We start from the raw sequence: 23956 nt of genomic DNA, 5'->3' as shown, positions 1-23956 counted from the left end.
GCTCAGACGATGGCCGACATGCCGAGGATTTCGCGCCCGATGATGAGCGTCTGCACTTCGGTCGTGCCCTCCGGGATGGTGCCGCCACGGGTGTCCCTGAAGATCCGCTCGATCGGGTAGTCGGTCGAGTAGCCGAGCCCGCCGTGCACCTGCAGCGCCATGCTGGCGACCTCGTGCGCCGCCTCGGTGGCGTAGAGCTTCGCGATGGAGCAGGCCATGCGGGCGTCCTTCTGGGCGTCGAGGGCCGCGGCGGCGCGCAGGCCCAGCGCCCGCGCGGCCTCCACGCGCACCGTCATATCCACAATGAGCTTCTGCACCAGCTGGAAGCTGCCGATGGGCTTGCCGAACTGGGTGCGCGTGCGCGCGTAGTCGATCGACAGGTCGAGCGCAGCCTGCGCCGCACCGACGGCGCCCATGGCGATGTTCACGCGTGCGCCGTCGAGCCCGACCAGCATGCGCTTGAGCGCGCTGCCCTCCTCGCCGATCAGGTTGGCCCGCGGCACCTTCACGTTGTCGAAATTCAGTTCGGCTGTGCCCGTGCTGCGCAGCACCATGGTGTCGACGCGTCGCACTTCATAAGGCGACACCTCGCGCTCGACCAGGAAGGTCGACAGCTGCCCCTGGCAGTCGGGGCTGTAGGTGCGCGCGACCACGATGCCGAAGTCGGCGAACGCACCGTTGGTGATCCAGAGCTTGCGCCCGTTGAGCACGTAGTGGTCGTCCTTCAGGTCGGCGCGCGTCTGGATCTGCGCGATGTTCGACCCGGTGCCCGGCTCGCTGATGGCGGTGAAGCAGCGGCGCTCCGACGCCAGCAGCGGCTTCAGGAAGCGTTCCTTCTGCTCGGGTGTTCCTTCGGCGGCGATCTTGTGGATCGGCCCGTTGGTGATGTTGAGCATGGTGCGCATCGAGAGCCAGGCGTAGCCGGCCTCTTCCATCAGCATGGCCCAGGTGAACTGGTCCATGCCCATGCCGCCCTGAGACTCCGGCAAGCGCCCGCCGATGTAGCCGAACTGTGCCAACTCCTTGAGGATCTCGAAGGGAAAGGTCTTCTCGACGTCGTGCTTGGCGATCAGCGGCGTGACCTCGCTCTTCATGAAGCGTCGAATGCTGTCGCGCAACAGTTCCTGATCGGCGTCGGGGGTGAAGTTCATCCGGATGTCTCCTTAAGGGTTGGCAAAAAGGCCGAAGCCAGCCCGCTCACTGGGACGTGGCGGGTTCTCTGGCGGGGCGTGGGCGAAACACGAGGGCCTGCACTTCCTGCAGGGCGGTGAGAAACGGTTCGCGGTGCTGGCGCAGTCGATCGGTCGGGCCGGCGACCGAGATCGCCATCGGCTCGCCGCCGATGTGTCCGGCCACGGCCAACGCGGCGAGGCCGTCGCCGCCCTCGTTCTCGACCCAGATCCAGCCCTGCGCGCGGGCCTGGTCGACCTGTGCCTCGAGCACGGCCAAGTCGACGACGGTGCCTTCGGCAATCTTGCGCAAGGGCTTCAGCCGCAGTTGACGCGCGGCCTCCTCGGGCGTTCCGAGCGCGAGCACGGCCTTGCCCAGTGCAGAGACGTGCAGGCTCAGCTTGTCGCCGACGTTCTGCATGTACCGAAGGGGATGCCGACCCTCGGTGAAGGCAAGAACCTTGACGACGCCGCCTTCGACGCGCCCGCACAGGCCGGTCTCCCCGGTCTTGTCGCGCAGCAGTTCCGCGGCTTCGGCGGCCACCGCGTACAGCGGATCGCTGGCCGAGATCTCCTTCGCCACCGACAGCAGCCGCGCCGTCGGATAGAAGCGGCGCGTGCGCGCCGTGCGCAGCAAGTAGCCGAGCTCATGCAGGGTGTGCAGCAGGTCGGAGCAGCTGCTCTCCGGAAGGTCCATCAGGCGCGCGAGGTCCGAGTTCGACAGTTCGCGCTTCTCGCGTGCGAACAGTTCGAGCAGGGACATGGTGCGGGCGGCTGCAGGGACGAGTGTGGGCATAGTTCCTCCGATATTTCGTAGACGATGACGAATATTAGCGGAGCAATGGGTCGTGACTTTGATTCTTCATCGGCAATTCTGCAGCCACAAATATCTCAGCACATCGGCACATCACCTCTTGCACATCTACGACATACCGTCCTATATTGCGATTACCCGTAGAGAAAACGAGCCAAAAACCATCGGAGACAAGCATGCAAAAGTTCTGGAAGAAAGCGGTCGTCGGCTTCTGCGCGACGGCGGCGATGCTGGGCGTCGCGCACGCAGCGGGCGAGGCATGGCCGACCCGGCCGATCACCTTCGTCGTTCCCTTCACGCCCGGCGGGATCACCGACAACACCTCTCGGCTGATGGCGAAGATCCTCGGCGACAAGCTCGGTCAACCCGTGGTGGTCGACAACCGCCCGGGTGCGGGCGGTTCGATCGGCGTGGAAGCCGCGTCGCGCCAGCCGCCGGACGGCTACACCATGATCTACGGCACCCAGGGCACGCAGGCGGCCAACCTCGCGCTGTACAAGAACATCCGGTACGACCCGGTCAAGGACTTCGTGCCGGTGCACGCGATGTCGGAGACGCCACTGATCCTAGTGATCAATCCCTCGCGGCCGTACAAGACGGTGCCTGAACTCATCGCCTACGCGAAGGCCAATCCCGGCAAGCTCAACTTCGGCTCGGCCGGCCCCGGCACCGGGACGCACCTGACCGCCGAGCTGTTCCAGGTCGCGACCGGCACCAAGATGACCCACGTGCCCTACAAGGGCAGCAGCCCTGCGTTGACCGACCTCATGGCGGGCAACCTCGACCTGATGTTCGACTACCCGGTGGTGGTGATGCCCTTCGTCAAGGCCGGCAAGCTCACGCCGCTGGCCGTGACAGGCAAGGGCCGGCTCACCGCCGCGCCGGAGGTCCCGAGCGTGAGTGAACTCGGCTTCCCGAAGGCCGAGTCGAGCGCCTGGAGCGCCGTGTTCTTCCCCGCCAAGACGCCGCCCGAGATCGTCAAGAAGATGGGAGATGCGATCGCGCAGGCCATTGTGGATCCGGAAATGCTGCAGGTGACGGAGAAGTTCGGCAGCGTTCCGCTCAAGGACCTGCGCGACGCCAAGCTCGGCGAGTTCGTGAAGACCGAGATGGTCCGCTGGCGCGAAGTCGTCCAGGCGTCCGGCGCCAAGGTCGAATGAGTTTGTCTACTTCACTTCCATCGAAGCCCATGACCCCGGATCTCTCCACCTTGAAACCGCAGCGGCCGTCGCTGTATCGCCTGGCGGCCGACGGGCACTCGCTCGACTTCTTCTTCACGCACTGCCCGGCCTGCCAGGGCTTGAGCTTTCCGGCCAAGGCGCCCGGCTGCATGCATTGCGGTCATCCGACGGACGAAGCGATGCAGGTCGTTCGGCCCGGCGGCGGCACCTTGCTGGAGTACGTCACGCTGCACGTGGCGCTGGTCCCGGGCATGCAGGCACCGAGCATCGCGGGCGACATCCGCATTGCCGAACAGGTGGTCGAAGAAGGCGTGATCGCCGTCGACGATGAAAGCCGCCTGCAACCCGGCATGGCGCTGCGGGCCGTTGCGGTGCCGCTGGCCGCCACCGACACCTACGGTTGCCAGTTCGTGCCGGCCCAGGAGACGACGCGATGAGCCAATGGATCGACGGCAACGACGGCGTCTATGTCGTGGGCATCGGGATGCACCCCTACCAGTTCCCGAGCGACACGCCCTACACGCACCTCGGCCTCACCGCCGTGCGTGCGGCGCTGGCTGATGCAGGACTGGACTGGAAGCAGGTCCAGAGCGCCTACGTGGGCACGACCTCCATCGGCATGGCTGCAGGCCGCGTGATGTTTCGCCACCTGGGCTCGACGGGTCTGGCGGTCACGCAGGTCGAGAACGCCTCGGCTTCGGGCTCGTTCGCCTTTCGCCAGGCGTGCATGGAAGTCAGCCACGGCATCAGCGACGTGGTGCTGGCCATGGGGGTGGACAAGCACGGCGACGGCCGCCGTGCCGCGAACAAGGACGGGCTCGAGCGCCTCAGCGACACCGCCACCGTGCCGGCCGTGAAGTTCGCCTTGATGGCGCGCTCCTACCTGCGCGAACGCGGTGCCGGGATCGAGGCGATGGCGAAGGTGGCGGTCAAGAACCACGGCAATGCATCGCTCAACCCGTACGCGCAGTTTCGCAAGCCGCGCACGCTGGAACAGGTGCTGGCGTCCCCCAAGGTGGCGGGCGATCTCACGGTGCAGCAATGCTGTCCACGCGGCGAAGGGGCCGCGGCCGTGCTGCTGGTGTCGGGCCGCGCCCTTCGCCGCATGAATATCGACCCGCAACGCTGCGTGCGGGTGCGTGCGTCGACCGCCAGCAGCGAGCGCGACGAGACGGTGTACGGCCAAGGTGCGATCGACCTGGTACGCGGCACCGCCGAGGCGGCCCTCGCGCAGGCGGGCATCGCGCCCACGAAGTTGGACCTGCTCGAACTGCACGATGCCTTCTCGGTGGAAGAGTTGCTCTACAGCGAAGCCGTCGGCGTGTGCGCAGCGGGAGAAGGGGCCGCTTACCTCGAGCGCGGCGACTCGCGCATCGGCGGACGCTGTGCCATCAACGCATCCGGTGGCCTGATCGGCATGGGGCACCCCTTGGGGCCGACCGGCATCGGCCAGATCGCCGAGATCACCCGCCAGATCCGTGGCGAGGCCGAAGGCCGCCAGCACCCGAATGCGCATTGGGGTATGGCCCACATGATCGGCCTCGGCTCGGTGGCCATCGCCCACGTGCTGTCTGCAGCGCACGCCTGAACCACCTTCAAAGCCAGGACCTGAATCCAATGACTTCCTCCCATCCCACTCTCGAAACGCTGCTCTACGAAGTGCGCGACAACGTCGCCATCGTCACGTTGAACCGGCCGGACCGCATGAACACGCTGGGCGGCTCCATGAAGCCCGATCTGGCGCGCGCTTTCTTCGAATACGCACGTGCCGACGACCGCGTCCGCGCGGTGCTCGTCACCGGTGCCGGCGATCGCGCCTTCTGTGCCGGCGCCGACATCAAGGAGCGCGCCGGCAACCAGATCACGGGCGCCGACTATTTCGTCGCGCAAAAGGCCACGCACGACCTGTTTCGCAACATCGAGGAGTTCGAGAAGCCGGTGATCGCAGCCCTCAACGGCGTGGCCCTTGGCGGTGGCCTCGAGATTGCGCTGTGCTGCGACATCCGCATCGCGTCGGAGAACGCCCGCGTCGGTTTGCCGGAAATCAAGCTGGGCGTGATACCAGCCGCCGGCGGCACGCAACGGCTGCCGCGTCTGATCGGCGAAGCACGCGCCAAGGAGCTGATCCTCACCGCTGACCTGGTGGATGCGGACACCGCGCTGCGCCTGGGCATCGTCAGCCGGGTCGTGCCGCAGGCCGAGTTGATGGCCACCGCCCTGGCGCTGGCGCAGCGCATCGCCGAGCACCCGCCGCTCGCGGTGCGTTTCGCCAAGCGGGCGATCAATCGCGGCATGCAGACCGACCTCGACTCGGGCCTCGAATACGAGCGCTATGCGGCGGCCATGATCATCGACAGCGAGGACCGCAAGGAAGGCATGCGCGCGTTCGTCGAAAAGCGCAAGCCGGTCTTCACCGGCCGCTGAGTGCCCTCACGTCTTCAACGAAACCCAGAAGGAATACACATGAAACTCGGATTGGAAGGCCAGGTCGCGCTCGTGACCGGCGGCGGTCAGGGCGTGGGTCGCCAGATCTGCATCGAACTCGCGGCCGAAGGTGCACGCGTCATCGTCAACGACCTGGTCGCCGCGCGTGCAGACGCCGTGGTGCAGGAGATCGTGGCGGCCGGCGGCGAGGCCATGGCTGCACGGGCGGACATCACCCGCGCCGAAGAGGTGGATGCCATGGTGGAGCGAGGGACCGGGCATTTCGATGCGCCGGTGACGGTGCTCGTGAACAACGCGGGGATCATCCCGGAGCGCCGAGAAAAGGGCGGACGAACGCCACCCTTCCTGGATATGCCCGTCGGGGACTGGGCAAAGATCGTCAACCTCAACGTCTACGGCACCATGAACTGCTGCCATGCCGTGCTGCCTGGCATGGTGGCGCGCAAGGGCGGGCGGATCGTCAACATCATCTCCGAAGCTGGCCGCATCGGCGAGGCCAACATGGCTGTGTACTCAGGTGCCAAGGCGGCGATCGCCGGCTTCGGAAAAGCATTGGCGCGAGAACATGGGCGCCACGCCATCACGGTGAATTCCGTGGCCCTGGGCGCCGTGTCCCACGCAGGGATCAAGGACGGGCCGCTGCATGTCGATGCCACTGTCGACAACGATGAGCGGTTGGGCAAGATGTTGAACGTCTATCCCATCTCCAAAGGCGTCGGGCGCTTGTCACGGCCGGAAGACATCTCCGGACTGGTGACATTCCTTGCTTCGGACCGCGCGCTGTTCATCACGGGACAGACCATTGGGGCTTCGGGCGGCTTCGTCATGCTCTGACAGGCTGCTGTCTTGTTGCTCACACGGATCGTCAACAAGCCCAACCTGCACTCACCTCTCCGAGGTCATAGGCTCCTCGCAAACTCGTTGGACGAGCCGCACCGTGATGCGGCAGAAAGCCGACGTTCGGAGGGCGTGCATCTCCAGTAAAACGGCTGGGTCAATCAGCCGGAAACAGCTGCACAAGGTGCTGACAGTCTTGCCAGTAGACGGTGTCGTCTACTTGCCGACCAGCTGCGTCAGCTTCTCCGCCTCGAAGCATTCCTCGCGCGCCGCATCGCAGGGCATGCAGTCGCCCTTGTCGGCGGTGCTCGACGATAGCTTCTCGATCGCTTCCCAGATCAGCGCGATCTGGTGCTCCTGGCCCTTGGCGCTGTCGATCAGCCCGCGCATCGCCTGGCTTAGCGGGTCATCGTCCAGCGTGATGCCGTACGCCGAGAACTTGCGCTCGCTACCCGTCACGTCGGCGCTGGCGCCAGTCTTCGACGGAATGATCCGCGCCGGGATGCCCACCGCCGTCGCACCCGCGGGCACAGGCTTGATGACCACCGCGTTGCTGCCGATCTTGGCCCCGTCGCCGACCACGAAGCCGCCCAGCACCTTGGCGCCGGCGCTCACGACCACGTCGCGGCCCAGCGTCGGGTGGCGCTTGGTGCCCTTGTAGAGCGAGGTGCCGCCGAGCGTCACGCCTTGGTAGATGGTGCAGCCGTCGCCGATCTCGGCGGTTTCGCCGACCACCACGCCCATCGCGTGGTCGAAGAAAACGCGTTCGCCCAACTTGGCGCCTGGATGGATCTCGATGCCGGTGACCCAGCGCGAGAACTGCGAGACGAAGCGGCCGACCCACTTGAGCCCGTGCGTCCAGCACCAGTGCGCCGCGCGGTGCAGCACCACGGCGTGGAAGCCGGGGTACAGGGTGATCACTTCCCAGCGCGTGCGCGCCGCGGGGTCGCGGTCGAGGATGCACTGGATGTCGGAACGCAGGCGCGAAAGCATGGCTATTGTCGAGATGAAGACAGCGGGCGCGCAGTCTAAGCGGCGCCGTGGGGGCGCGGCGGCGGCGGGGTCTTCGCGTCGGCCATGGCCTTGGCGATGCCGCGCAGGATGTGGATCTCTTCCGGCGTAGGCTGCGCGCGGTTGAAGAGCTGCTGGAGCCGCGGCATCAGCTTCTTCGGCGCGTCGGGGTCGAGGAAGCCGATCTGCACCAGCGAGCGTTCCCAGTGCGCCAGCATGCCGGCCACGGCCTGGGCGTCGGCCGCCTGCGTGGGCACCACCGATTCGGTGACCGGAAAGCCGCCCAGCGCCAGCCGCCATTCGTAGGCGATCAGCTGGATGGCCGCGCCGAGGTTGAGCGAACCGAAGGCCGGGTCGGCCGGGATGCTCAGCGCCACGTTACAGCGGTACACGTCCTCGTTGCGCATGCCGAAGCGCTCGGAGCCGAAGAGGAAGCCGACGTGCTCGGGCGGGTCGCTCTTGGCCAACGGCTCCAGGTGCTCTCGCGGCGTGCGCGTCGGCGGGCCGAAGTCGCGCGGGATCATGGCCGTGGCGCACAGGTGCGTGACGCCGTCGAGGGCCTCGTCGAGCGTGTCGACGATGCGGGCGTTGGCCAGCACGTCGAGGGCGCCGCTGGCGCGCTGGATGGTTTCTTCGCGGCGCAGCACATTGGCCCAGCGGGGTGCGACCAGCACGAGGTCGCCGAAGCCCATGGTCTTCATGGCGCGGGCGGCAGCGCCGACGTTGCCGGCGTGGCTGGTCTGGATCAGGATGAAGCGGGTGCGCATGGGCTCGAAACGTCGGCAGAAGAAACCGGGCAGCACGTGGAGATCGGCGAGCCGGTAAAATCCTGCGATTGTCGCCGCCCGCATCGCCGGGCCGCATTTCCCGGGGCCCCGTGCCCTCGCCCGCTCTTCCCACAATTCATGTCGTCGCCCAACCTCCATCCCATGCTCAACGTGGCCGTCAAGGCCGCCCGCGCCGCCGGTGCCATCATCAACCGTGCCGCGCTCGACGTCGAAGCCGTTCGCATCTCGCAAAAGCAGGTGAACGATTTCGTCACGGAGGTCGACCACGCCAGCGAGCGCATCATCATCGAGACGCTGCTCACCGCGTACCCGGGCCACGGCATCCTCGCGGAAGAATCCGGCACCGAGCATGGCGCCCGGGACTCCGAATTCGTCTGGATCATCGATCCGCTCGACGGCACCACCAATTTCATCCACGGCTTCCCGGTCTACTGCGTGTCGATCGCGCTGGCCGTGCGGGGCAAGGTCGAGCAGGCGGTCATCTTCGACCCGAGCCGCAACGACCTGTTCACCGCCACCAAGGGCCGCGGCGCCTACATGAACGAGCGCCGCATCCGCGTCTCCAAGCGCACCAAGCTGCCCGAGTGCCTGATCTCGACCGGCTTCCCCTTCCGCACCGGCGACAACTTCAAGCAGTACCTGGCCATCATGTCCGACCTGATGCCCAAGCTGGCCGGCTTGCGCCGCCCCGGCGCCGCGGCGCTCGACCTGGCGTACGTGGCCGCGGGCTTCACCGACGGCTTCTTCGAGACCGGCCTGAGCATCTGGGACGTGGCGGCCGGCTCGCTGCTGGTGACCGAAGCCGGCGGCCTGATCGGCAACTTCACCGGCGAGCCCGACTTCCTCGACCAGCGCGAATGCCTGGCGGGCGCCCCGCGCATCTACGGCCAGTTGGTGCCGCTGCTGTCGCAGTACTCCAAGTTCGCCGGCCTGGACGCCAAGATGCGCGCGAGCGACCGTGCCCGCGCGGTGTCGGCCTCGATCTCGCCGGACGCCGATGCATCGGCCACCGACATCTACACCCGTAGCACCATCGCGGCCGACGAAGAAGTGGCGAGCGACGTGGCCGCCGCCCCGGCCGCCGCGCCGGCACCCCGCAAACTGACCCGCATCCGTCGCGACCTGCCGGCCGACAGCGCCGCCGTACCGCCCGCCGAGGGCGACCCCACCGAGCGCTGATGCGGGCGCCGAGCGCCGCCGTCCAGCGCAGCCGCGCCGCCTTGCGCGTCGCGCTGAGCCACTACATCGCCAACGGACTGTCGGTCGCGCTCGGCCTGTTCCTGATCGCGGCCGGCGTGCACGCCGGGCTGGGCGCCTTCGCAGCGGCTTCGGCCGCGGTCGGCGTGATCGTCACCGCGCCGCCCGACCTCCCCGGCCCGCGCCGCGGCAAGTTCTGGCAGATGCTGCCGGCACCGCTGATCGGCCTGCCGCTGTTCTTCGCGGTGCAGATGCTGCACGCGGCCCCCATCCGCCTCGGGCTGGTGCTGGTGCCGGCCACCTTTCTCGCCTTCACGGCCATGGCGTGGGGCAAGCGCGGCATCCCGATCGCGATCGCCGTGATGTTCTCGATGATCTTCTCGATGGCGACGCCCAAGCCCGAGGGGCTGCACGAGGCGCTGTACCGCACGATGCTCTTCGGCCTGGGCGCCGGGCTGTACGTGGTGTACGCGGTGCTCGCCAACCTGGCGCTCAACGGCCGCTACCGCGTGCAGGCGATGGCCGACGTGCTGCTGTCGCTGGCGGCGCTGATGCGCACCGAGGCCAGCCAGTTCAGTTCGCGCGACGAATCCGGCGATGTGCGCGAAACGCCCGCACCGTTGCTGGGCCGCCTGCTGCGCGAACAGGCCGCGCTGGCCGATCAGCTGCAGGCCACGCGCGACATCGTGCTGGAGTCGCCCCGCACCGCCTACCGCCAGCGCCTGGCCGGCATGCTGGTGATCGTGCTGGAGGTGCGCGACCAGCTGCTCGCCGGCGAGCTCGACCTGGAAACGCTGCAGTCCAACCCCGCGCATGCCCCGGCGCTGCGTGAGATGCGCGGCGTGCTCGAAGCGCTGGGCGACGACACCGCCGCGCTGGCCGACGCCCTGCTGCTGGGGCGCAGGCCGGACCCGGTAGCCGACCGCCGCCCGCAGCTGATGGCGATCCATCTCGCGCCCGACGCCAAGCAGCCCGGCCCGCCCGGCCCCACCGCCGCCATGCTGGCGCGCGGCCTGGCCAGCCGCATCGGCCACATCAACGACGAAGTGCTCCGGCTGGTGGCGATGGCGCGCGGCGACATCGCGCCCGACCTGGCCGTGGTGCGCGCCAACTGGCAGATGTTCGTGAGCCCGACCGACTGGTCGTGGCGTCCGCTGCGCACGCTGTGGCGCTGGGACGCCCCGCCGCTGCGGCATGCGATCCGCGCGTCGCTCGCCATCGCGGCTGGCTACGGCACCACGCTGCTGCTGCCCTGGGGCTCGCACGACTACTGGATCCTGCTGACCATCGTGGTGGTGCTGCGCGGCAGCCTGTCGCAGACGCTCGAGCGGCGCAACGCGCGCGTGGCCGGCACGCTGCTGGGCTGCGTCTTCGCGGTGGCACTGCTGTCGGCGCATCCTTCGGCAATGGGCATGCTGGTCGCGTCGGTGGTGGCGCAGGCCATCGCGCACGGCTTCGCGGTGCGGCGCTACCTGATCACCGCCGTGGCAGCGACGGTGCTCGGCCTGGTGCAGGCCCACATGCTCAATGTCGGTGCGGCGCCGACCTTCGCGCTGTTCGAACGCGTGGCCGACACGCTGATCGGCGCGGCCCTGGCCTGGGCCTTCTGCTACGTGTTGCCGTCGTGGGAGCGCAGCCAGATCCCGTCGCTGGTGACGCGCACGCTGAAGGCACAGGCGCTCCATGCGCGGCTCGCGCTCGGCCTGGGCCAGCTGCACGCCGTCGACACCAGCCCCGAGCTCGAATGGCGACTGGCCCGCAAGGAAGCCTTCGACAGCCTCTCGGCACTGGTGCAGGCGACGCAGCGTTCGCTGTCCGAACCGCGCGCCGTGCGCCCGCCCATCGCGCCGCTGGAACACCTGCAGGCCCACAGCTACCAGCTGCTGGCGCAGCTGAGCGCGGTCAAGTCGATGCTGGTGCTGCGGCGCGACCGGCTCACGCCGGCCGACATCGAAGGCCCGCTCGCGCGCACCGCCGCACGCATCGAGGCGACGATCGGCAGCGCCCCGATCGCCGGAAGCAACCTGCCCGAGAGCCCGCCCGCCACGGCGCTGGCCGGGCCGATCCCTTTGCCGGACCCGTTCGACAACGACATCAGCCCATGGCTGCTGCGCCGGCTCGACCTCGCGACCGCCATCTCGAGCCAGCTGCGCGACGACGCGGCACGCATCCTGCAATCCCTCGACGACCCCTCCTCCATTTCCCCTGAAAGGACCCCCTGAACGATGACCAAAGACATGCTGCTCGGCCACCCGTGGTTCCCGCCCCTCCTCTCCGCCCTGATTGCCGTCTTCCTCGCGCTGCTCGTGCACCGCGTGGCCAGCCTGGTGCTCCAGCGGGTGACGCGCCACACGCCGGTGCTGCATGCCCTGCTGGTCAATATCAAGGGGCCGGCGCAGGCGCTGCTGCCGCTCATCGCCTTGCAGGCGGTGTGGCAGGCCGCGCCCGATAACCTGCGCTTCATCGCCGGCGTGCGGCACCTCAACGGCCTGCTGCTGATCGCCATGGCGACCTGGGTGCTGGTGCGCGCCGTCAACGGCTTCGCCGACGGCCTGATCGCCAAGCACCCCTACGACGCGGCCGACAACCTGCAGGCGCGCCGGGTGCTCACCCAGACCCGCGTGCTGGCGCGCTCGGCCAACAGCGTGCTGCTGGTGGCCGGCGCCGCGATGATGCTGATGACCTTCCCCGGCGCGCGCCAGGTCGGCGCCAGCCTGCTGGCCTCGGCCGGTGTGATCGGCATCGTGGCCGGCCTGGCCGCCAAGCCGGTCTTCAGCAACCTGATCGCCGGCCTGCAGATCGCGCTGGCGCAGCCGATCCGCATCGACGACGTGCTGGTGGTCGAGGGCGAATGGGGCCGCGTCGAAGAGATCACCGGCACCTTCGTCGTGCTCAAGATCTGGGACGACCGCCGGCTCATCCTGCCGCTGAGCTACTTCATCGAGAAGCCGTTCCAGAACTGGACGCGCACCGGCTCGCAGTTGCTGGGCTCGGTCTTCATCTACGCCGACTACGGCATGCCGCTCGGCCCATTGCGCGAAGAGGTCGAGCGCCTGGTGAAGGCCGCGCCGCAATGGGACGGCCGCTTCTTCAACCTGCAGGTGACCGACGCCACCGAGCGCACCATGCAGCTGCGCGTGCTGTGCACGGCGTCGAATTCGAGCCTGGCCTTCGACCTGCGCTGCGCGGTGCGCGAAGGCGTCATCGCGTACATGCAGCGCGAGTACCCGCAGTTCCTGCCGCGCTTGCGCGTGGAAGACGGGGACACCGCGTCGACGCAGAAGGCCGGACCGCCGGACGGGGCACCGCAGCCCGCCTGATCAAGGCAGCAGGCGCACCTGCTCGACTTCGAACTCCATCTTGCGGAAGTCCTTGTCGACCTCGCCCACCAGTTCCACGCGCTGATCGGCACCGATGGGTTGGCCTGCCGGGAAGCGCTTGGTGGAGATCTCGACCGGCATGCGGCCGCTGTCGTCGGCGAAGGTGTAGTTCTTGCCGCCGTCGTGCGACACGATGCGGCCCTGCAGCCGCACATGCTGGTCGTCGGTGGCGGTGTCGAGCAGCTGCTTGACCGTCATCGTCGGCACCGAACTCGGGCCGGTGTAGCCGGGTGTGGCCGATGCCGCAGGCTGCGCGCCCGACGTCGGGCCGGTGTACTGCGCGAGCGCAGGTGTGGCGGCGCCGAGCAGGCCGAGCGCGAGGACGAAAGCGGTGGTTGTCTTCTTCATGGGTCACTCCTGGAGGATGGTTGAGCTGCCCGGTGCCGGATGCACCGAAGGCATGGACTCATTGAAACGCCGGAAGCTGAAGGCTTTCTGATGTCGAAGCGCCCTGCCGCGCCTGCTCACGTTCCACCAGCAGATCGACGAACGCCCGGACCTTCGCCGGGCGATAGCGTGCGGCAGGAAAAACGGCATGGATGCCACCCGAGGGCAGGTGCCAGCCGGGTAGCACCTCGATGAGCCGCCCGGCGGCGAGATCGTCCGCGGCCGCGTAGTCCGGCAGCACCGACAACCCCGCACCCTGACGCACGGCCTCGCGGACGGCAAGCGTGGCATCGAGAAAGATGGACGCCTGCACCTGGACCACCTCGGCATCGGCCTCGCGCTCGGACCCGACATCGTCCGAGGTGAATCGCCAACGCAGATGCTCCCGCAGGTTGGTGTTGGCCACGAACGGCAGCGCCGCGATGTCCGCGGGGCGTTCGAGCCCCGCCACCTGCCGCTGCAGGGACGACGACGCGACCAGCACCTGGCGGAAGGTGCCGATCTTTCGCGCCTGTTCGCTGGTTTCGGCCAACCAACCGACCCGGATCGCCATCTCGAAGTTGCCGGACATCAGGTCCAGCGTCTGGTCGGTCAGCACCGCATCGACCTTGCACGCCGGAAAACGTTTGGTGAACGCGGCGATAGCCGGCACGACCACGCCGACGCCGTAGTCGAAAGGCGCGGTCAGCCGCAACGTGCCCGACGGTGCCGCCGACCGCTCGGCCAAACCGTCGAACGCCTGCGCGGCCTCGCGCAGCACCACGGCGCAGCGCTCGTAGAAGGCGCGGCCCACGTCGGTGGCCTGCACCCGGCGCGTGGTGCGAACCAGCAGCGAGGTCTTGTACTCGCGCTCCAACCGAGCGACCTGCTGGCTCACCACCGCCTTGGTGATGCCCAGGCGGTCCGCTGCCGCGGTGAACGAGCCGGTTTCCACCACGGCCGCGAAGTAGGCCAGGCGCCGCAGATTGCCCAGGCCGTCGGGACCGCCATCGGCCTGATTGTTCGCTTTTGACATACGACATGTTTAGCACGTATGTATTTAAGAATCAATGAAGGCTGCCTAGGATGAGCTCATCCCTCCCCATCCATCCGAAAGCGCCCGATGAAAACACGCAGAGACGTCATTCAAACCCTTGCCGCCGCGGGTGTCGCGACGGCCATTCTCGGAGTGAACAACGCCATGGCAGCAAAGACCCCCCTGACCCTTCAGCATTTCCCGGCCGGCGAACGCGGATTCTTCCGCGCTCCGGTCCTGATCTCCGGCGCCCGTGAAGCGGTGCTGATCGACGGCGGCTTCACGCTGCCCGACGGCAAGGCCCTCGTCGACGCGATCAAGGCCAGCGGCAAGACGCTGACCACCATCTATATCAGCCAGAGCGATCCCGACTACTACTTCAGCCTCGGCCCCATCAAGGCCGCGTTTCCAGCGGCACGCGTCATCGCGGCGACGGACACCATCGCGGCCATCAAAAACAACGTCGAGAAGAAGCTCGCGACCTGGGGCCCTCAGCTCAAGGACAACGGCCCGCAGACCCTCGCGGACATCGTGATGCCGGAAGCCTTCGATGGCGCCTCGATCGCGCTTGAAGGCCAGTCCATCGACATCGTCAATGCCGACGGCCTCGCCAACCGCCGCTACCTCACGGTCAAGTCGCTCGACGCCGTCTTCGGTGGCGTGCTGGTGTTCGCCGGCGTCCATGTGTGGACGGCTGACACCCCGGGTGCCGAAGGTCGCCGCGCCTGGATCAAGGCGCTCGATGCGATGGCCGCGCGCAAGCCGGCGGTGGTGATCCCGGGCCACATGGCGCCCGGCGCCGCGACGAATGCGTCGGCGATCGCCTATACGCGCGACTACCTCGTGGCGTTCGAGGAAGAACTGGCCAAGGCGGCCGACAGCGCCTCCCTCATCGCGGCCATGACCCAGCGCTACCCGACGGCCGGCATGGGCGTCGCACTGCAGATCGGCGCGAAGGTCGCCAAGGGCGAAATGAAGTGGGGTTGATGCGAGGGCAGGCCGCCGGCAGCCAGCGCGTTCACGCCCTGCCGGTCAAGGCACAGAAAACTCCATCACCACGCCAAGCCCGCGCCCGTCGATCCCTGGCTCGAAGCGCAGCGAGGCCCCATGCAGCGCCGCGATGCGCGCCACGATCGAGAGGCCCAGGCCGCTGCCGGTCTGCCCAGTGCCGAGCACGCGAAAGAACCGCTCGGTGAGCCGCGCGCGGTCGGCGTCGGACACGCCCGGCCCGTCGTCGCGCACCGCGATGCGCACGCCCTCGCCCGTCGATACCGCATCGACCGTCACCCGCGACGCGCCGTAGCGCAGCGCGTTGTCGACCAGGTTGCGCAACGCGCTGTCGAGCAGCGCAGGGTGTGCCTGCAGCACCAGGCCGTGCGCATCGACCTGCACCGCCGCGCCGAAGCCGGTCGGTCGCGCCGTCACCAGCCGCGCAAACAGCGCACCGAGGTCCACCGGCTCCTTCGCCAGCGCCTCGGCCCGCTCCGGGTCGAGCCGCGCCAGCGCGAGCAGGCTTTCGGTCAGCGCGGTGCAGCGGTCGACCTCGTTGCGCAGCCCTTGCAGATCGATCGGCGCATCGTGGGCCGCGGCCCGCTGGCGCTGCATCAGCTGGATGCGCATGCGCAGCGCCGCCAGCGGGGTGCGCAGCTCGTGCGCCGCGTCGGCGGTGAAGCGCCGTTCGGCCTGCAGCGCATGGTCGAGGCGGCCGAACACGCCGTTGAGCGCCTGCACGATCGGCAGCAGCTCGCGTGGCTCGTCGGCCGAGGGCACGGGGGCGAGGTCGTCCGGCGATTTGGATGCGATACGCGCCGCGGTGCGTTCGAGCGGCTGCAGCAGGCGCCGGATCACGAACCAGCAGAACCCGCCCAGCAGCACCAGCAGGCCGAGCATCGGCCACAGCAGGTCTTCGGCGATGTCCTCCAGCAACTCCAGGCGCTCGTCCCAGGGCTGGCCGATCTGCACCTGCAGATCTTGCGCCGCGGCGCGCAGCAGGTAGACGCGCCAGGCGCGGCCATCGACCCACACGTTTTCGTAGCCCTTGCGCTTACCGAAGGCCGGGGAGAAGGGCTGCGCGGGCGCGTCCTCGCCACGGCGCAGCACGCGGCCGTCGCTCGATACCAGCTGGTAGTGCAGTTCGAGCTTGGCGGCGTCGCCCCGTGCCGCCCGTTCGCTGATTGCGCCGCTCGGCGTCTGCGGGCTGCCCAGGGCCAGCACCAGCCGCGCGCTTTCCTCGAGCGCATCGTCGAACACATCGCTGGTCTCGCGCCAGGCCACGTGCACCACGACCGCCAGGCTCACCAGCCAGACGAGCACGCTGGCGCCGAGGATGGACGCAGTGAGCCGGCGCCGCAGCGAGTAGGCGCCGCGGGCGGCTCGCCGCTCGTCGCGCCAGCGCTGAAAACGCGCACGCATCACGCCGCGCCCAGTCCGTAACCCTGATTGCGCACGGTCACGATCAATTTCGCGCCGAGCTTCTTGCGCAGGTTGTAGACGTGCACCTCGATCGCGTTGCTCTCGACCTCCTCCCCCCAGCCGTACAGTGCCTCTTCGAGCTGCGCGCGGCTCAGCACCTGGCCGCCGCGGCGCATCAGCGCGTGCAGCACGTTGAACTCGCGTGCCGTCAGTTGCACCGGCTGTCCTTCCAGCGTCACCCGCTTGGCGGCCGGGTCAAGTTCGACTCCGCCGTGCTTCAGCGTGGGCGATGGCGCGCGCGCCTCGCGGCGCAGCGCGGCACGGATGCGCGCGGACAGTTCCTCCAGGTCGAAAGGCTTCACCAGGTAGTCGTCGGCACCGAGGTCGAGGCCTTCGACGCGGTCGGCCAGCGTGTCGCGCGCCGTGATGACGATCACCGGGATCGCGGCCTGGCGCGCGCGCAGCCCCTCGAGCACCGCCTCGCCCGTCATGCCCGGCAGGCCGCGGTCGAGCAGCAGGCACTGGTAGTCGTGCGTGCGCAGCGCCGTGTCGGCCTGGTCACCGCGCTGCACCCAGTCGACCGCATAGCCGTCGAGTTGCAGCCACGACTGGACCGTGGCGCCGAGGGAGGGATCGTCTTCGACCAGAAGGATGCGCATCGGCGGAGGCTATCGCATGGGGATGAGGCGAATCTGATGTCGCACCCCTCGCCACGACTTGACGACGTTTGACTTAGACTCTATTTAGATATATCGTTATTGAATTAGATACAACGAAGGATCACCATGCACCATCCTCATCACCACCATCACGCCCACGGCCATCAGCACGCCTGCATCCGCCGCGGCGAGCACGACGACGGCCTGGGCGGCGGCCGCGGCGACGGTCCGCGCGGCGGCCGGGTCTTCGGCCACGGCGGCCTGCGCTTCGTGCTGCTGCAGCTGATCGCCGACAAGCCCAGCCACGGCTACGAACTCATCAAATCCATCGAAGACCGCCTCGGCGGCGCCTACAGCCCGAGCCCGGGGACGGTCTACCCCACGCTCACGCTGATGGAAGAACAGGGCTACCTCAGCGTCGAAGAGGCCGACGCCGGTGGCCGCAAGCGCTACCGCATCACCGACGCCGGCAGCACCTTCCTCGAAGAGAACCGCACTACCGCTGACGCCATGCTCGCCCGCATGCAGGGCGGCGTCGATGGCGCCGGCCCGCGAGGCGGCCGGCCCCCGCAGGTCACGCGCGCCATCGAGAACCTCAAGCTCGCCATGCGGATGCGGTTGTCGCGCGAAGCGCTGACGCCCGAGCAAGCCAACGCCTTCGCTGCGGTGCTCGACCGGGCGGCCCAACAACTGGAACAGATCTGATGAGCGACACCCTCACCCTCCCCGACCGCACGCCGCAGCGCGTGCGCCACCCGCTGCGCTTCCGCGAACTCACGGTGCAGGCGGTGCAACGCGTCACGCCGCATCTGGTGCGCATCACGCTCGGCGGCGACGCGCTCGACGGCTTCGCGAGCCCCGGCTTCGACGACCACGTGAAGCTCTTCTTCCCCGACGAGGTCACGGGCGCGCTGACGCTGCCGACCGCCGGCCCCGAGGGCCCGATCTGGCCCGAAGGCCGCAAGCCGACGATGCGCGACTACACGCCCCGCCGCTTCGATGCCGCCGCGCAGACGCTCGAGATCGACTTCGCCCTGCACGAAGCCGGCCCCGCCACGCGCTGGGCCGAGCAGGCCGCACCCGGCCAGCGCCTGGGCGTGGGCGGCCCGCGCGGCTCCTTCATCGTGCCGACCGCGTTCGAATGGCATCTGCTGATCGGCGACGACACCGCCTTGCCGGCCATCGCGCGGCGCCTGGCCGAGTTGCCCGAAGGCGCGCGCGCCGTCGTGCTGGCCGAGGTCGACAGCGCTGCCGACCATGTGGACCTGCCGACGGCGGCCGATGTCCAGATCCTCTGGGTCCACCGCGCCGAAGCCACCACGGGCACGCCGCCGCTGCTGGCCGCACTGCACGCCGCGCGCCTGCCGACCGGCGCCTTCCATGCGTGGATCGGCTGCGAGTCGGCCCACGCCAAGGCACTGCGCGCGCACCTCATCGACGAATGCCGCGCCAACCCGAAGTGGATCCGCGCGTCGGGCTACTGGCGCGCCGGCACGGCCGCGACACACGATTCGCACGACACGTGAGCGGCGCCCGCGCGACGCGCCGGCGCCGTCGACTCAGCGAACGATGCAGTCGACGCCGCTGCCGTTCGCCGCGGCGCCGTTCGCGCTGGCAGCGCCCGACCCGGTGCTGCTGTTGAACACCGGCGGTGGCGTGAATTTGATGCCCGGGTCTTTGGGCACCAGCACCGGCGGCGTCGTGATGCTGCTGGTGAAGCCGAACTGGCCTGCGCTGAAGTTCAGGGTGCCGCCTGCGTTGCTCAAAGCGATGGCCCCATCGATCACCTGAACATGCAGGCCAGGTGGCAGGGCCGGTGCCCCGGGCCCGGGGCTCGAAGGGCTCCCGCTCGAGGACGGGACGTATTCCGCAATGAAGTAAGTAGCGGTCGCCGGTGCCGCAAAAGCCGACAGCAGCACGATCAGGAAGGCAGATTTTTTCATGGCTGGAGCGTCAGGTTGAGGGTGGCGGCGCCTTGCAGGTCGCCCTTGGAAGTCTTGACCAGCGCGGCCTGCGGGCTGCGGCGGCCCACCACGCCCGGGGTGCTGACCAGGCCGCCCTGCAGCAGGCCGATCTCGAAGCGATCGAGCTGCGGCTGCGCCGGGTCGTAGTGGTAGCGGGTCACCGCGACCACGGAGTCGGGCTTCATCATGACCTCGCCGCCGTCGCTGAACTTCACCAGCGCATAGCCGCGGGCTTCGGTGGTGAGGGTATCGCCCTGATGGACCTTGGAGTCGACCGCGAGCAGGGTGCTCACGCCGCCCGGACTGCGCGCGACCACCAGGCCGGCCAGGTGGGTGATGGTGGCGACGTCCTGCGCCAGGGCGGCTTGCGAGACGAGGGCTGCGCCCAGCAGCGTGACCAGGCAGGTGATGCGGTGCGTGTTTTTCATGCGGTGGCTCAGTTGCAAAACGTCTTCGTGAGGGTGTCGTTCTTCGTGCCACTGGCCGCGACCGATCCGGCGATATCGGCGGTCGTGATCGCATCGAGTCGGTTCAGCGCCTGCAGCGAGTTGATCAGCACGTTCGACGGCTGCTGGATGGCCGGGTTGAGCGGCTCGTACGGCGTCGGCGGAGCGAGCGCCTGACACAGCGCCGAATTCGGCGCGATGGTGCACATGTCCGGAGGTGGCGCCGGCGTCGAGGGCGGCGATGTGGGCGTGACGGGTGCGGTGGGTGTCGTCGTCGACCGCACCTGCGCGACCGCGTTGCCCGTCGCCGGGTAGACCACCGACAGCGTGCCGGTGGTTTCCGCCGTCACCACTGCGGGCGCGTTCACCTGCGAAAAGACGCCCGTGACGCCCGCACCGCCGACCAGGAAGTCGGCGAGCACGCCATTCACCGGCATCGCGCCGCCGAGCGTCGACAGGTCGATCGCCCCCGCCAGTTGCACGGCACCGGTGACGCTGAGCAGGTCGGCCGTGGCGCCCGACAGCCGGATCGCGAGCGTGCCCTCAGGGCCCTGGGCGTAGTTGCCGTCGACCGTCAGCGTGCCGACCTGGCCGGCGCCGCCCGGCGCCAGAACGCCGTTGTTGCGCAGCGTAGCGACCGAGGCACCGCCGAGCTCGACGAGGCCGGTGCCGCGGATCACGCCCGCGTTGTAGAGGTCCATGCTGCTGCGCAGTGCCGCGCCGGAGGCGATGTCGATCGTGCCGTGGTTGGTCCAGCTCGTGTCGCCCTCGAGCATGACGCTGCCGCCGGACAAGGTGAGCTGCCCGTTGTTGAGCAGGCTGCCGCTGCCGCTGCCGCTGCCGCCCACGCGCAGCGCGCCGTTGTCGTCGCGCAGGTCGATGACGCCGTTGTTGACCCAGGCGCCCCGGACCGACAGGTCGTTGCCGATCGACACGCGCGCGTTCGCACCGATGTTGACCGTCGCCGCGTTGATGGTCGCGCTGCCGTCGAGCCGCGTGGTGCCGCCGACGATGTTGAGCGTGCCGTTGCCCAGCGCCTCGCCCTGCGACACATCCAACACGCCGCCGTTCAGGTCCAGGTTCGCGTTGAGCGTGGCGGCATGGCCCGCGTCGGTGGTGTTGCCGTAGAAGTTGTTCTTCAGGCTGAGCGCCAGCGCACCGGCACTGCTGGTGATCGGCGCATTGATCTGGATGTCGTTGTGCGCGCGCAGCGTCAGGCTGGCATCCCCACCGGCGGTCTTGGCGATCGCGGCGTTCACCACGATGTTGCCTGGCCCGGTGCCTGCGCTGCCGGTGACCAGCGCCACGCTTGCGCCCGCATTGAGCTGCGCCGTGATCACGTCGGCACCGATCGTGGTGCCGGCCTCGGTCGACACGATGGCGCCGTCTTCCACAGTGGCGCCGCCGCCGCCGCCGGCGATCACTTCCAGATTGGACGGATCGATCAGCCACTGGCCGCCCTGCCCCACCGTCGGCGCGTTCTTCACATCGAGCGACTGGTGGCCCGAGGTGTCCACGAAGCCGCCCGGCCCGGCGCTCCCGGTGGCCGAGACGCGCCCGTCGATGCGCGCGGCCTTGTCGGCCAGCAGGACGATGTGGCCGCCCGAGGTGCCATCGGCATGGATGTCCGAACGCGACGTCGTCTGGAGGTCGGTGGCGCGCAGGAACACCCGGCCGCCCTCGCTCACCGCACTGCTGGCGCTGATCTCGCCCGCGTTGGTCACCAGGCCGGCGGCCAGCCCGATGCGACCCGCGTCGGCCACGATGCGGCCGACGTTCGTCACGTCGCCGCTCGCACCGCTCAGCATGATGGAGACGCCCGGATGCCCCGTGTCGACCAGCTGCACGTTCTGGCCGGCCGCCAGCAACACCTCGCCTTGCGAGGCCTGCAGCGTGCCGGTGTTCTCCACCTTCTGGCCCACCAGGTAGATGCGCCCGCCGGTGGGCGCGGTGATCGCCCCCGCGTTGCTCACGATGCCTGCGTTGCCTGCGGAGGTGAACGTCAGCCGCCCCGCCAGGAAGTCGGCGTCGCTCACGTTGAGCGTGCTGGCGATGAAGCCGCCGACGTCGATGCGAGCGCCCGGCCCCACCATGATGCCGGCCGGGTTGATGAGCCAGAGCGAGCCGTTGGCCTTCACCTGGCCCTGGATCTGCGAGGGGTCGCCGCCGGTCACGCGCGCGAGCAGCGCCGCCGCCGCGCCCGGCTGCCGAATATCGACCAGCCCGGCCGAGCCGACGTTGAAGGTCGAAAAGTTGATCAGCGCCTGGCCGGACGTCTGGTGGATGTGGAGCGTCGTGCCGTTCTGCACGATGGACGCCTGGCCACCGACCACCATGCCGCCGGTGGGCAACGCGCCCATGGCGATCTGCGCCAGCGCGCCGCCGGCGCGGACGGCGCAAAGGGCCGCGACCACCAGGGGCAGGATGCGAAGCTTGAAGGATCTCGTTGTCATGGGGGTGCCTGTTCAGAACGCGACCATCGCGCTCAGGTGGGCGCGCCAGTCGCCGCGCGTTTCGGTGAAGGCGCTGCCGGACGCGAGCACGCGCGCCACGTCCAGGCGCACGCTGAGGTCGCGGGTCCAGCTGTAGCGCGCGCCCACGCCGGCGCTGGCCACGTGGGTGTGGCCTGGCAAATAGGTGCCCGAGGTGTTGCGGTTGGCGCCGTAGCCGGCGTCGACGAACACCAGGCCGCGCAGGTTGCCCGGCAGGCCCGCGCGCGGCCCGAGCTCGGGCGTGTAGAGCTCGGCGTTGAGCACCACGCCGCTGTCCGTGGCCACCGCGCGTTCATCGAAGCCGCGCACCGCGTTCGCGCCGGTCAGGCCGAGCTGCTCGCTCGCCAGCAGCGGTGTGTCGGTGAACTGTGCGTTGCCGGCCAGGCGCATCTGCCAGCCGCTCTCCAAACCCTGCAGGAGCGATGCGCCACCCCGCAGCACCAGGAAGCCGTCGCGCGTGCTGCGGTTCCCCGGCGTCAGGTACGAGTAGCGGTCGGTGCGACCGTCCAGGTTGGTGAAGCGCGCTCCGCTCGCGATGTTGCGCATCAGTCCCACGCTGTACGCCAAGGCCTGGTCCACACCGTCGCGCTGGCCGAAGTAGGTGAGGCTTAACGGCGTGGTCGTGTACGGCACGCAGGACGAGATCGGCGGCGTCGGGCCGGTGATGCTCACACGCTGCCCAGCCACGTCGCAGCGCGAGTCGATGTTCTTGTGGTCCAACCCGAACACGAGCTTCGAGGACGTTTCGCCCGAGCGGCCGAGGAAATGGTTGTAGCGCAGCCCCCAGGTCTCGCCCTTGCCCGTGAAGCCGAGCACGCCACCGAGCGTGGGCGAACTCGAGGGCGTGTTCACGCTCGAGCGGCCGTAGACGAGGTCGACGCTGTCGCCCAGCGCGTACACCGGCACGCGGTAGCCCACGGAATACACGTCCAGGTTCTGGCCCGTCGGGCTGTCCGGCGAGGTCGCGTACGCCAGCGTGCCCACGTGGTCGAGGCCGAAGAGGTTGGCGTGCTGCACGGCGACGCCGGTGCGCCAGCGGCCGCTGGACGCGGTGCCGGTGTTGTCCAGCGTGGCGATAAAGCGCAACGGGCGGTGATCGACCACCGACACCACGGCGTCCACGGTGCCGGGCGCCGCGCCCTCGGCCATCGACACCGACACCTGCTTGGCCGGGTTGTCGTTGGCCAGCTGGATCGACTCGGAGAGATCACGCAGGCGCGGCGCGGTGCCGGGCTTCAGGTTGCCGAGGCTCGCCCGGACGTTGTCGGCGCTGAAGTGCTGGTTGCCCACCACGCTGACCGAGCGCATGACCGCTTCGACGATGCGGATCTGGACCGTGCCGCCAAGGAGTTCCTGCTCGGGCACCGTGACCTTCACCGCGGTGAAGCCGGCATCGACATAGGCCCGCTCGATCGCCTCGACGGCGCGCTGCACATCGCCGAACGCGCGTTGCGGCCCGGTGAGCGGCGCGACGGCGCGCTCGAGGGCGGCGTTCGACACCCGCGTGTTGCCTTCGATCTGGTAGCGGGCGATCTCGAAGCGCGGCACCGCCGCAGAAGGTACCGAATCGGCCGCATGGCCCGAACAGCACGCCAGCGCGCACAGGGCCAGGGCCGTCAGTCGTGACACCGACGGGAAACCACGTGAATCCATGGAAGGTCTCGGGGGGCCGCCCGAAGGTCGCTGCGGCGGATGGTTTGAAGCCGGACATGACCGACGTCAAGACCGCCTCCCGTATGCGCCTTGCGGCCCGCACGGG

At 68.9% G+C, this 23956-nt stretch carries 23 protein-coding genes; 11 read left to right on the top strand and 12 right to left on the bottom strand.

From position 1 onward, the window contains the following. Positions 1-2: 2 nt before the first annotated feature. Both ACSFA0_RS18945 and ACSFA0_RS18940 read right to left on the bottom strand, forming a co-directional pair. Positions 3-1151, bottom strand: a complete 1149-nt coding sequence (locus tag ACSFA0_RS18945; protein WP_435451806.1) for an acyl-CoA dehydrogenase family protein — start codon at positions 1149-1151, stop codon at positions 3-5. 46 nt (positions 1152-1197) lie between these two features. Then, the gene (locus ACSFA0_RS18940) at positions 1198-1965 is read right to left on the bottom strand and encodes an IclR family transcriptional regulator (protein ID WP_435451805.1); all 768 of its coding nucleotides are present in this window, start codon (positions 1963-1965) and stop codon (positions 1198-1200) included. A 194-nt stretch (positions 1966-2159) separates the two neighbouring features. On the opposite strand from ACSFA0_RS18940, the gene ACSFA0_RS18935 reads away from it, so the two are divergent. From ACSFA0_RS18935 to ACSFA0_RS18915, 5 genes are read left to right on the top strand one after another with little or no spacing between them, the layout of a single operon-like run. Beyond that, a complete protein-coding gene (locus ACSFA0_RS18935) occupies positions 2160-3143 on the top strand; it encodes a Bug family tripartite tricarboxylate transporter substrate binding protein (RefSeq protein WP_435451804.1) in 984 nt (327 codons plus the stop codon). Between the two features lie 29 nt (positions 3144-3172). Continuing rightward, positions 3173-3601: a Zn-ribbon domain-containing OB-fold protein gene (locus tag ACSFA0_RS18930; RefSeq protein WP_435451803.1), complete on the top strand. Its 429-nt coding sequence runs from the start codon at positions 3173-3175 to the stop codon at positions 3599-3601. After that, positions 3598-4752, top strand: coding sequence for a thiolase family protein (locus ACSFA0_RS18925; RefSeq protein WP_435451802.1), 1155 nt, complete (start codon positions 3598-3600; stop codon positions 4750-4752). The genes ACSFA0_RS18930 and ACSFA0_RS18925 overlap by 4 nt, the downstream gene beginning before the upstream one ends. 29 nt (positions 4753-4781) lie before the next feature. Beyond that, entirely contained in the window at positions 4782-5588 is an 807-nt protein-coding gene (locus ACSFA0_RS18920) for an enoyl-CoA hydratase/isomerase family protein (protein WP_435451801.1), read from the top strand. Positions 5589-5627: 39 nt separating this feature from the next. After that, a complete protein-coding gene (locus ACSFA0_RS18915) occupies positions 5628-6443 on the top strand; it encodes an SDR family NAD(P)-dependent oxidoreductase (RefSeq protein WP_435451800.1) in 816 nt (271 codons plus the stop codon). Positions 6444-6662: 219 nt separating this feature from the next. On the opposite strand, the gene cysE is transcribed toward ACSFA0_RS18915, so the two are convergent. After that, positions 6663-7439: a serine O-acetyltransferase gene (cysE, locus tag ACSFA0_RS18910; protein ID WP_435451799.1), complete on the bottom strand. Its 777-nt coding sequence runs from the start codon at positions 7437-7439 to the stop codon at positions 6663-6665. A 35-nt stretch (positions 7440-7474) separates the two neighbouring features. Further along, positions 7475-8224 carry an RNA methyltransferase gene (locus ACSFA0_RS18905; RefSeq protein WP_435451798.1) on the bottom strand — a complete coding sequence of 250 codons (750 nt, stop codon included), beginning with the start codon at positions 8222-8224 and terminating at the stop codon, positions 7475-7477. Between the two features lie 138 nt (positions 8225-8362). Here ACSFA0_RS18905 and ACSFA0_RS18900 point away from each other — a divergent pair, with 138 nt between their 5' ends. From ACSFA0_RS18900 to ACSFA0_RS18890, 3 genes are read left to right on the top strand one after another with little or no spacing between them, the layout of a single operon-like run. Next, a complete protein-coding gene (locus ACSFA0_RS18900) occupies positions 8363-9424 on the top strand; it encodes an inositol monophosphatase family protein (RefSeq protein WP_435451797.1) in 1062 nt (353 codons plus the stop codon). Further along, positions 9424-11664, top strand: coding sequence for an FUSC family protein (locus ACSFA0_RS18895; RefSeq protein ID WP_435451796.1), 2241 nt, complete (start codon positions 9424-9426; stop codon positions 11662-11664). Before ACSFA0_RS18900 ends, ACSFA0_RS18895 begins: the two co-directional genes overlap by 1 nt. 3 nt (positions 11665-11667) lie before the next feature. Then, positions 11668-12762 carry a mechanosensitive ion channel family protein gene (locus ACSFA0_RS18890; RefSeq protein ID WP_435451795.1) on the top strand — a complete coding sequence of 365 codons (1095 nt, stop codon included), beginning with the start codon at positions 11668-11670 and terminating at the stop codon, positions 12760-12762. Here the strand turns inward: ACSFA0_RS18890 and ACSFA0_RS18885 are convergent, their stop codons facing one another. Together ACSFA0_RS18885 and ACSFA0_RS18880 are read right to left on the bottom strand one after the other, a co-directional pair. After that, entirely contained in the window at positions 12763-13170 is a 408-nt protein-coding gene (locus ACSFA0_RS18885) for a YgiW/YdeI family stress tolerance OB fold protein (protein WP_435451794.1), read from the bottom strand. 58 nt (positions 13171-13228) lie between these two features. After that, positions 13229-14224, bottom strand: coding sequence for a LysR family transcriptional regulator (locus ACSFA0_RS18880; protein WP_435451793.1), 996 nt, complete (start codon positions 14222-14224; stop codon positions 13229-13231). 87 nt (positions 14225-14311) lie between these two features. Between ACSFA0_RS18880 and ACSFA0_RS18875 the strand changes: the two genes are divergently transcribed. Beyond that, positions 14312-15211, top strand: coding sequence for a twin-arginine translocation signal domain-containing protein (locus ACSFA0_RS18875; protein ID WP_435451792.1), 900 nt, complete (start codon positions 14312-14314; stop codon positions 15209-15211). Between the two features lie 45 nt (positions 15212-15256). Here ACSFA0_RS18875 and ACSFA0_RS18870 read toward each other — a convergent pair whose 3' ends face one another. After that, positions 15257-16636: an ATP-binding protein gene (locus tag ACSFA0_RS18870; protein WP_435451791.1), complete on the bottom strand. Its 1380-nt coding sequence runs from the start codon at positions 16634-16636 to the stop codon at positions 15257-15259. After that, entirely contained in the window at positions 16636-17295 is a 660-nt protein-coding gene (locus tag ACSFA0_RS18865; protein WP_435451790.1) for a response regulator transcription factor, read from the bottom strand. Before ACSFA0_RS18865 ends, ACSFA0_RS18870 begins: the two co-directional genes overlap by 1 nt. 126 nt (positions 17296-17421) lie before the next feature. On the opposite strand from ACSFA0_RS18865, the gene ACSFA0_RS18860 reads away from it, so the two are divergent. Both ACSFA0_RS18860 and ACSFA0_RS18855 read left to right on the top strand, forming a co-directional pair. Beyond that, on the top strand, positions 17422-18000 hold the full coding sequence (locus tag ACSFA0_RS18860; protein ID WP_435451789.1) for a PadR family transcriptional regulator: 579 nt from the start codon (positions 17422-17424) through the stop codon (positions 17998-18000). Further along, entirely contained in the window at positions 18000-18821 is an 822-nt protein-coding gene (locus ACSFA0_RS18855; protein WP_435451788.1) for a siderophore-interacting protein, read from the top strand. The genes ACSFA0_RS18860 and ACSFA0_RS18855 overlap by 1 nt, the downstream gene beginning before the upstream one ends. Before the next feature lie 33 nt (positions 18822-18854). Here ACSFA0_RS18855 and ACSFA0_RS18850 read toward each other — a convergent pair whose 3' ends face one another. Genes ACSFA0_RS18850 through ACSFA0_RS18835 form a run of 4 tightly spaced genes read right to left on the bottom strand, consistent with a single transcriptional unit; the run spans position 18855 to position 23850 of the window. Further along, a complete protein-coding gene (locus ACSFA0_RS18850; protein ID WP_435451787.1) occupies positions 18855-19238 on the bottom strand; it encodes a hypothetical protein in 384 nt (127 codons plus the stop codon). Next, positions 19235-19687, bottom strand: coding sequence for a FecR family protein (locus ACSFA0_RS18845; protein WP_435451786.1), 453 nt, complete (start codon positions 19685-19687; stop codon positions 19235-19237). Before ACSFA0_RS18845 ends, ACSFA0_RS18850 begins: the two co-directional genes overlap by 4 nt. Positions 19688-19695: 8 nt before the next feature. Continuing rightward, positions 19696-22158 carry a two-partner secretion domain-containing protein gene (locus ACSFA0_RS18840; RefSeq protein WP_435451785.1) on the bottom strand — a complete coding sequence of 821 codons (2463 nt, stop codon included), beginning with the start codon at positions 22156-22158 and terminating at the stop codon, positions 19696-19698. Positions 22159-22170: 12 nt separating this feature from the next. Beyond that, complete coding sequence (locus ACSFA0_RS18835; RefSeq protein ID WP_435451784.1) at positions 22171-23850, bottom strand: ShlB/FhaC/HecB family hemolysin secretion/activation protein; 1680 nt, start codon at positions 23848-23850, stop codon at positions 22171-22173. Positions 23851-23956 lie beyond the last annotated feature (106 nt).

It is taken from the genome of Variovorax restrictus (assembly GCF_051216715.1).
Taxonomy (GTDB): Bacteria; Pseudomonadota; Gammaproteobacteria; order Burkholderiales; family Burkholderiaceae_C; genus Variovorax.
Note: the sequence above shows the minus strand (reverse complement) of the source record. Positions and strands in the feature narration are given on the sequence as shown.

Coding starts and splice junctions, on each gene's coding strand:
- ACSFA0_RS18920 (WP_435451801.1), top strand. CDS start 4,782: ATGACTTCCTCCCATCCCACTCTCGAAACGCTGCTCTACGAAGTGCGC.
- ACSFA0_RS18930 (WP_435451803.1), top strand. CDS start 3,173: ATGACCCCGGATCTCTCCACCTTGAAACCGCAGCGGCCGTCGCTGTAT.
- ACSFA0_RS18935 (WP_435451804.1), top strand. CDS start 2,160: ATGCAAAAGTTCTGGAAGAAAGCGGTCGTCGGCTTCTGCGCGACGGCG.
- cysE (WP_435451799.1), bottom strand. CDS start 7,439: ATGCTTTCGCGCCTGCGTTCCGACATCCAGTGCATCCTCGACCGCGAC.
- ACSFA0_RS18845 (WP_435451786.1), bottom strand. CDS start 19,687: ATGAAAAACACGCACCGCATCACCTGCCTGGTCACGCTGCTGGGCGCA.
- ACSFA0_RS18890 (WP_435451795.1), top strand. CDS start 11,668: ATGACCAAAGACATGCTGCTCGGCCACCCGTGGTTCCCGCCCCTCCTC.
- ACSFA0_RS18875 (WP_435451792.1), top strand. CDS start 14,312: ATGAAAACACGCAGAGACGTCATTCAAACCCTTGCCGCCGCGGGTGTC.
- ACSFA0_RS18900 (WP_435451797.1), top strand. CDS start 8,363: ATGTCGTCGCCCAACCTCCATCCCATGCTCAACGTGGCCGTCAAGGCC.
- ACSFA0_RS18880 (WP_435451793.1), bottom strand. CDS start 14,224: ATGTCAAAAGCGAACAATCAGGCCGATGGCGGTCCCGACGGCCTGGGC.
- ACSFA0_RS18870 (WP_435451791.1), bottom strand. CDS start 16,636: ATGCGTGCGCGTTTTCAGCGCTGGCGCGACGAGCGGCGAGCCGCCCGC.
- ACSFA0_RS18855 (WP_435451788.1), top strand. CDS start 18,000: ATGAGCGACACCCTCACCCTCCCCGACCGCACGCCGCAGCGCGTGCGC.
- ACSFA0_RS18940 (WP_435451805.1), bottom strand. CDS start 1,965: ATGCCCACACTCGTCCCTGCAGCCGCCCGCACCATGTCCCTGCTCGAA.
- ACSFA0_RS18850 (WP_435451787.1), bottom strand. CDS start 19,238: ATGAAAAAATCTGCCTTCCTGATCGTGCTGCTGTCGGCTTTTGCGGCA.
- ACSFA0_RS18925 (WP_435451802.1), top strand. CDS start 3,598: ATGAGCCAATGGATCGACGGCAACGACGGCGTCTATGTCGTGGGCATC.
- ACSFA0_RS18915 (WP_435451800.1), top strand. CDS start 5,628: ATGAAACTCGGATTGGAAGGCCAGGTCGCGCTCGTGACCGGCGGCGGT.
- ACSFA0_RS18860 (WP_435451789.1), top strand. CDS start 17,422: ATGCACCATCCTCATCACCACCATCACGCCCACGGCCATCAGCACGCC.
- ACSFA0_RS18945 (WP_435451806.1), bottom strand. CDS start 1,151: ATGAACTTCACCCCCGACGCCGATCAGGAACTGTTGCGCGACAGCATT.
- ACSFA0_RS18895 (WP_435451796.1), top strand. CDS start 9,424: ATGCGGGCGCCGAGCGCCGCCGTCCAGCGCAGCCGCGCCGCCTTGCGC.
- ACSFA0_RS18905 (WP_435451798.1), bottom strand. CDS start 8,224: ATGCGCACCCGCTTCATCCTGATCCAGACCAGCCACGCCGGCAACGTC.
- ACSFA0_RS18835 (WP_435451784.1), bottom strand. CDS start 23,850: ATGGATTCACGTGGTTTCCCGTCGGTGTCACGACTGACGGCCCTGGCC.
- ACSFA0_RS18865 (WP_435451790.1), bottom strand. CDS start 17,295: ATGCGCATCCTTCTGGTCGAAGACGATCCCTCCCTCGGCGCCACGGTC.
- ACSFA0_RS18885 (WP_435451794.1), bottom strand. CDS start 13,170: ATGAAGAAGACAACCACCGCTTTCGTCCTCGCGCTCGGCCTGCTCGGC.
- ACSFA0_RS18840 (WP_435451785.1), bottom strand. CDS start 22,158: ATGACAACGAGATCCTTCAAGCTTCGCATCCTGCCCCTGGTGGTCGCG.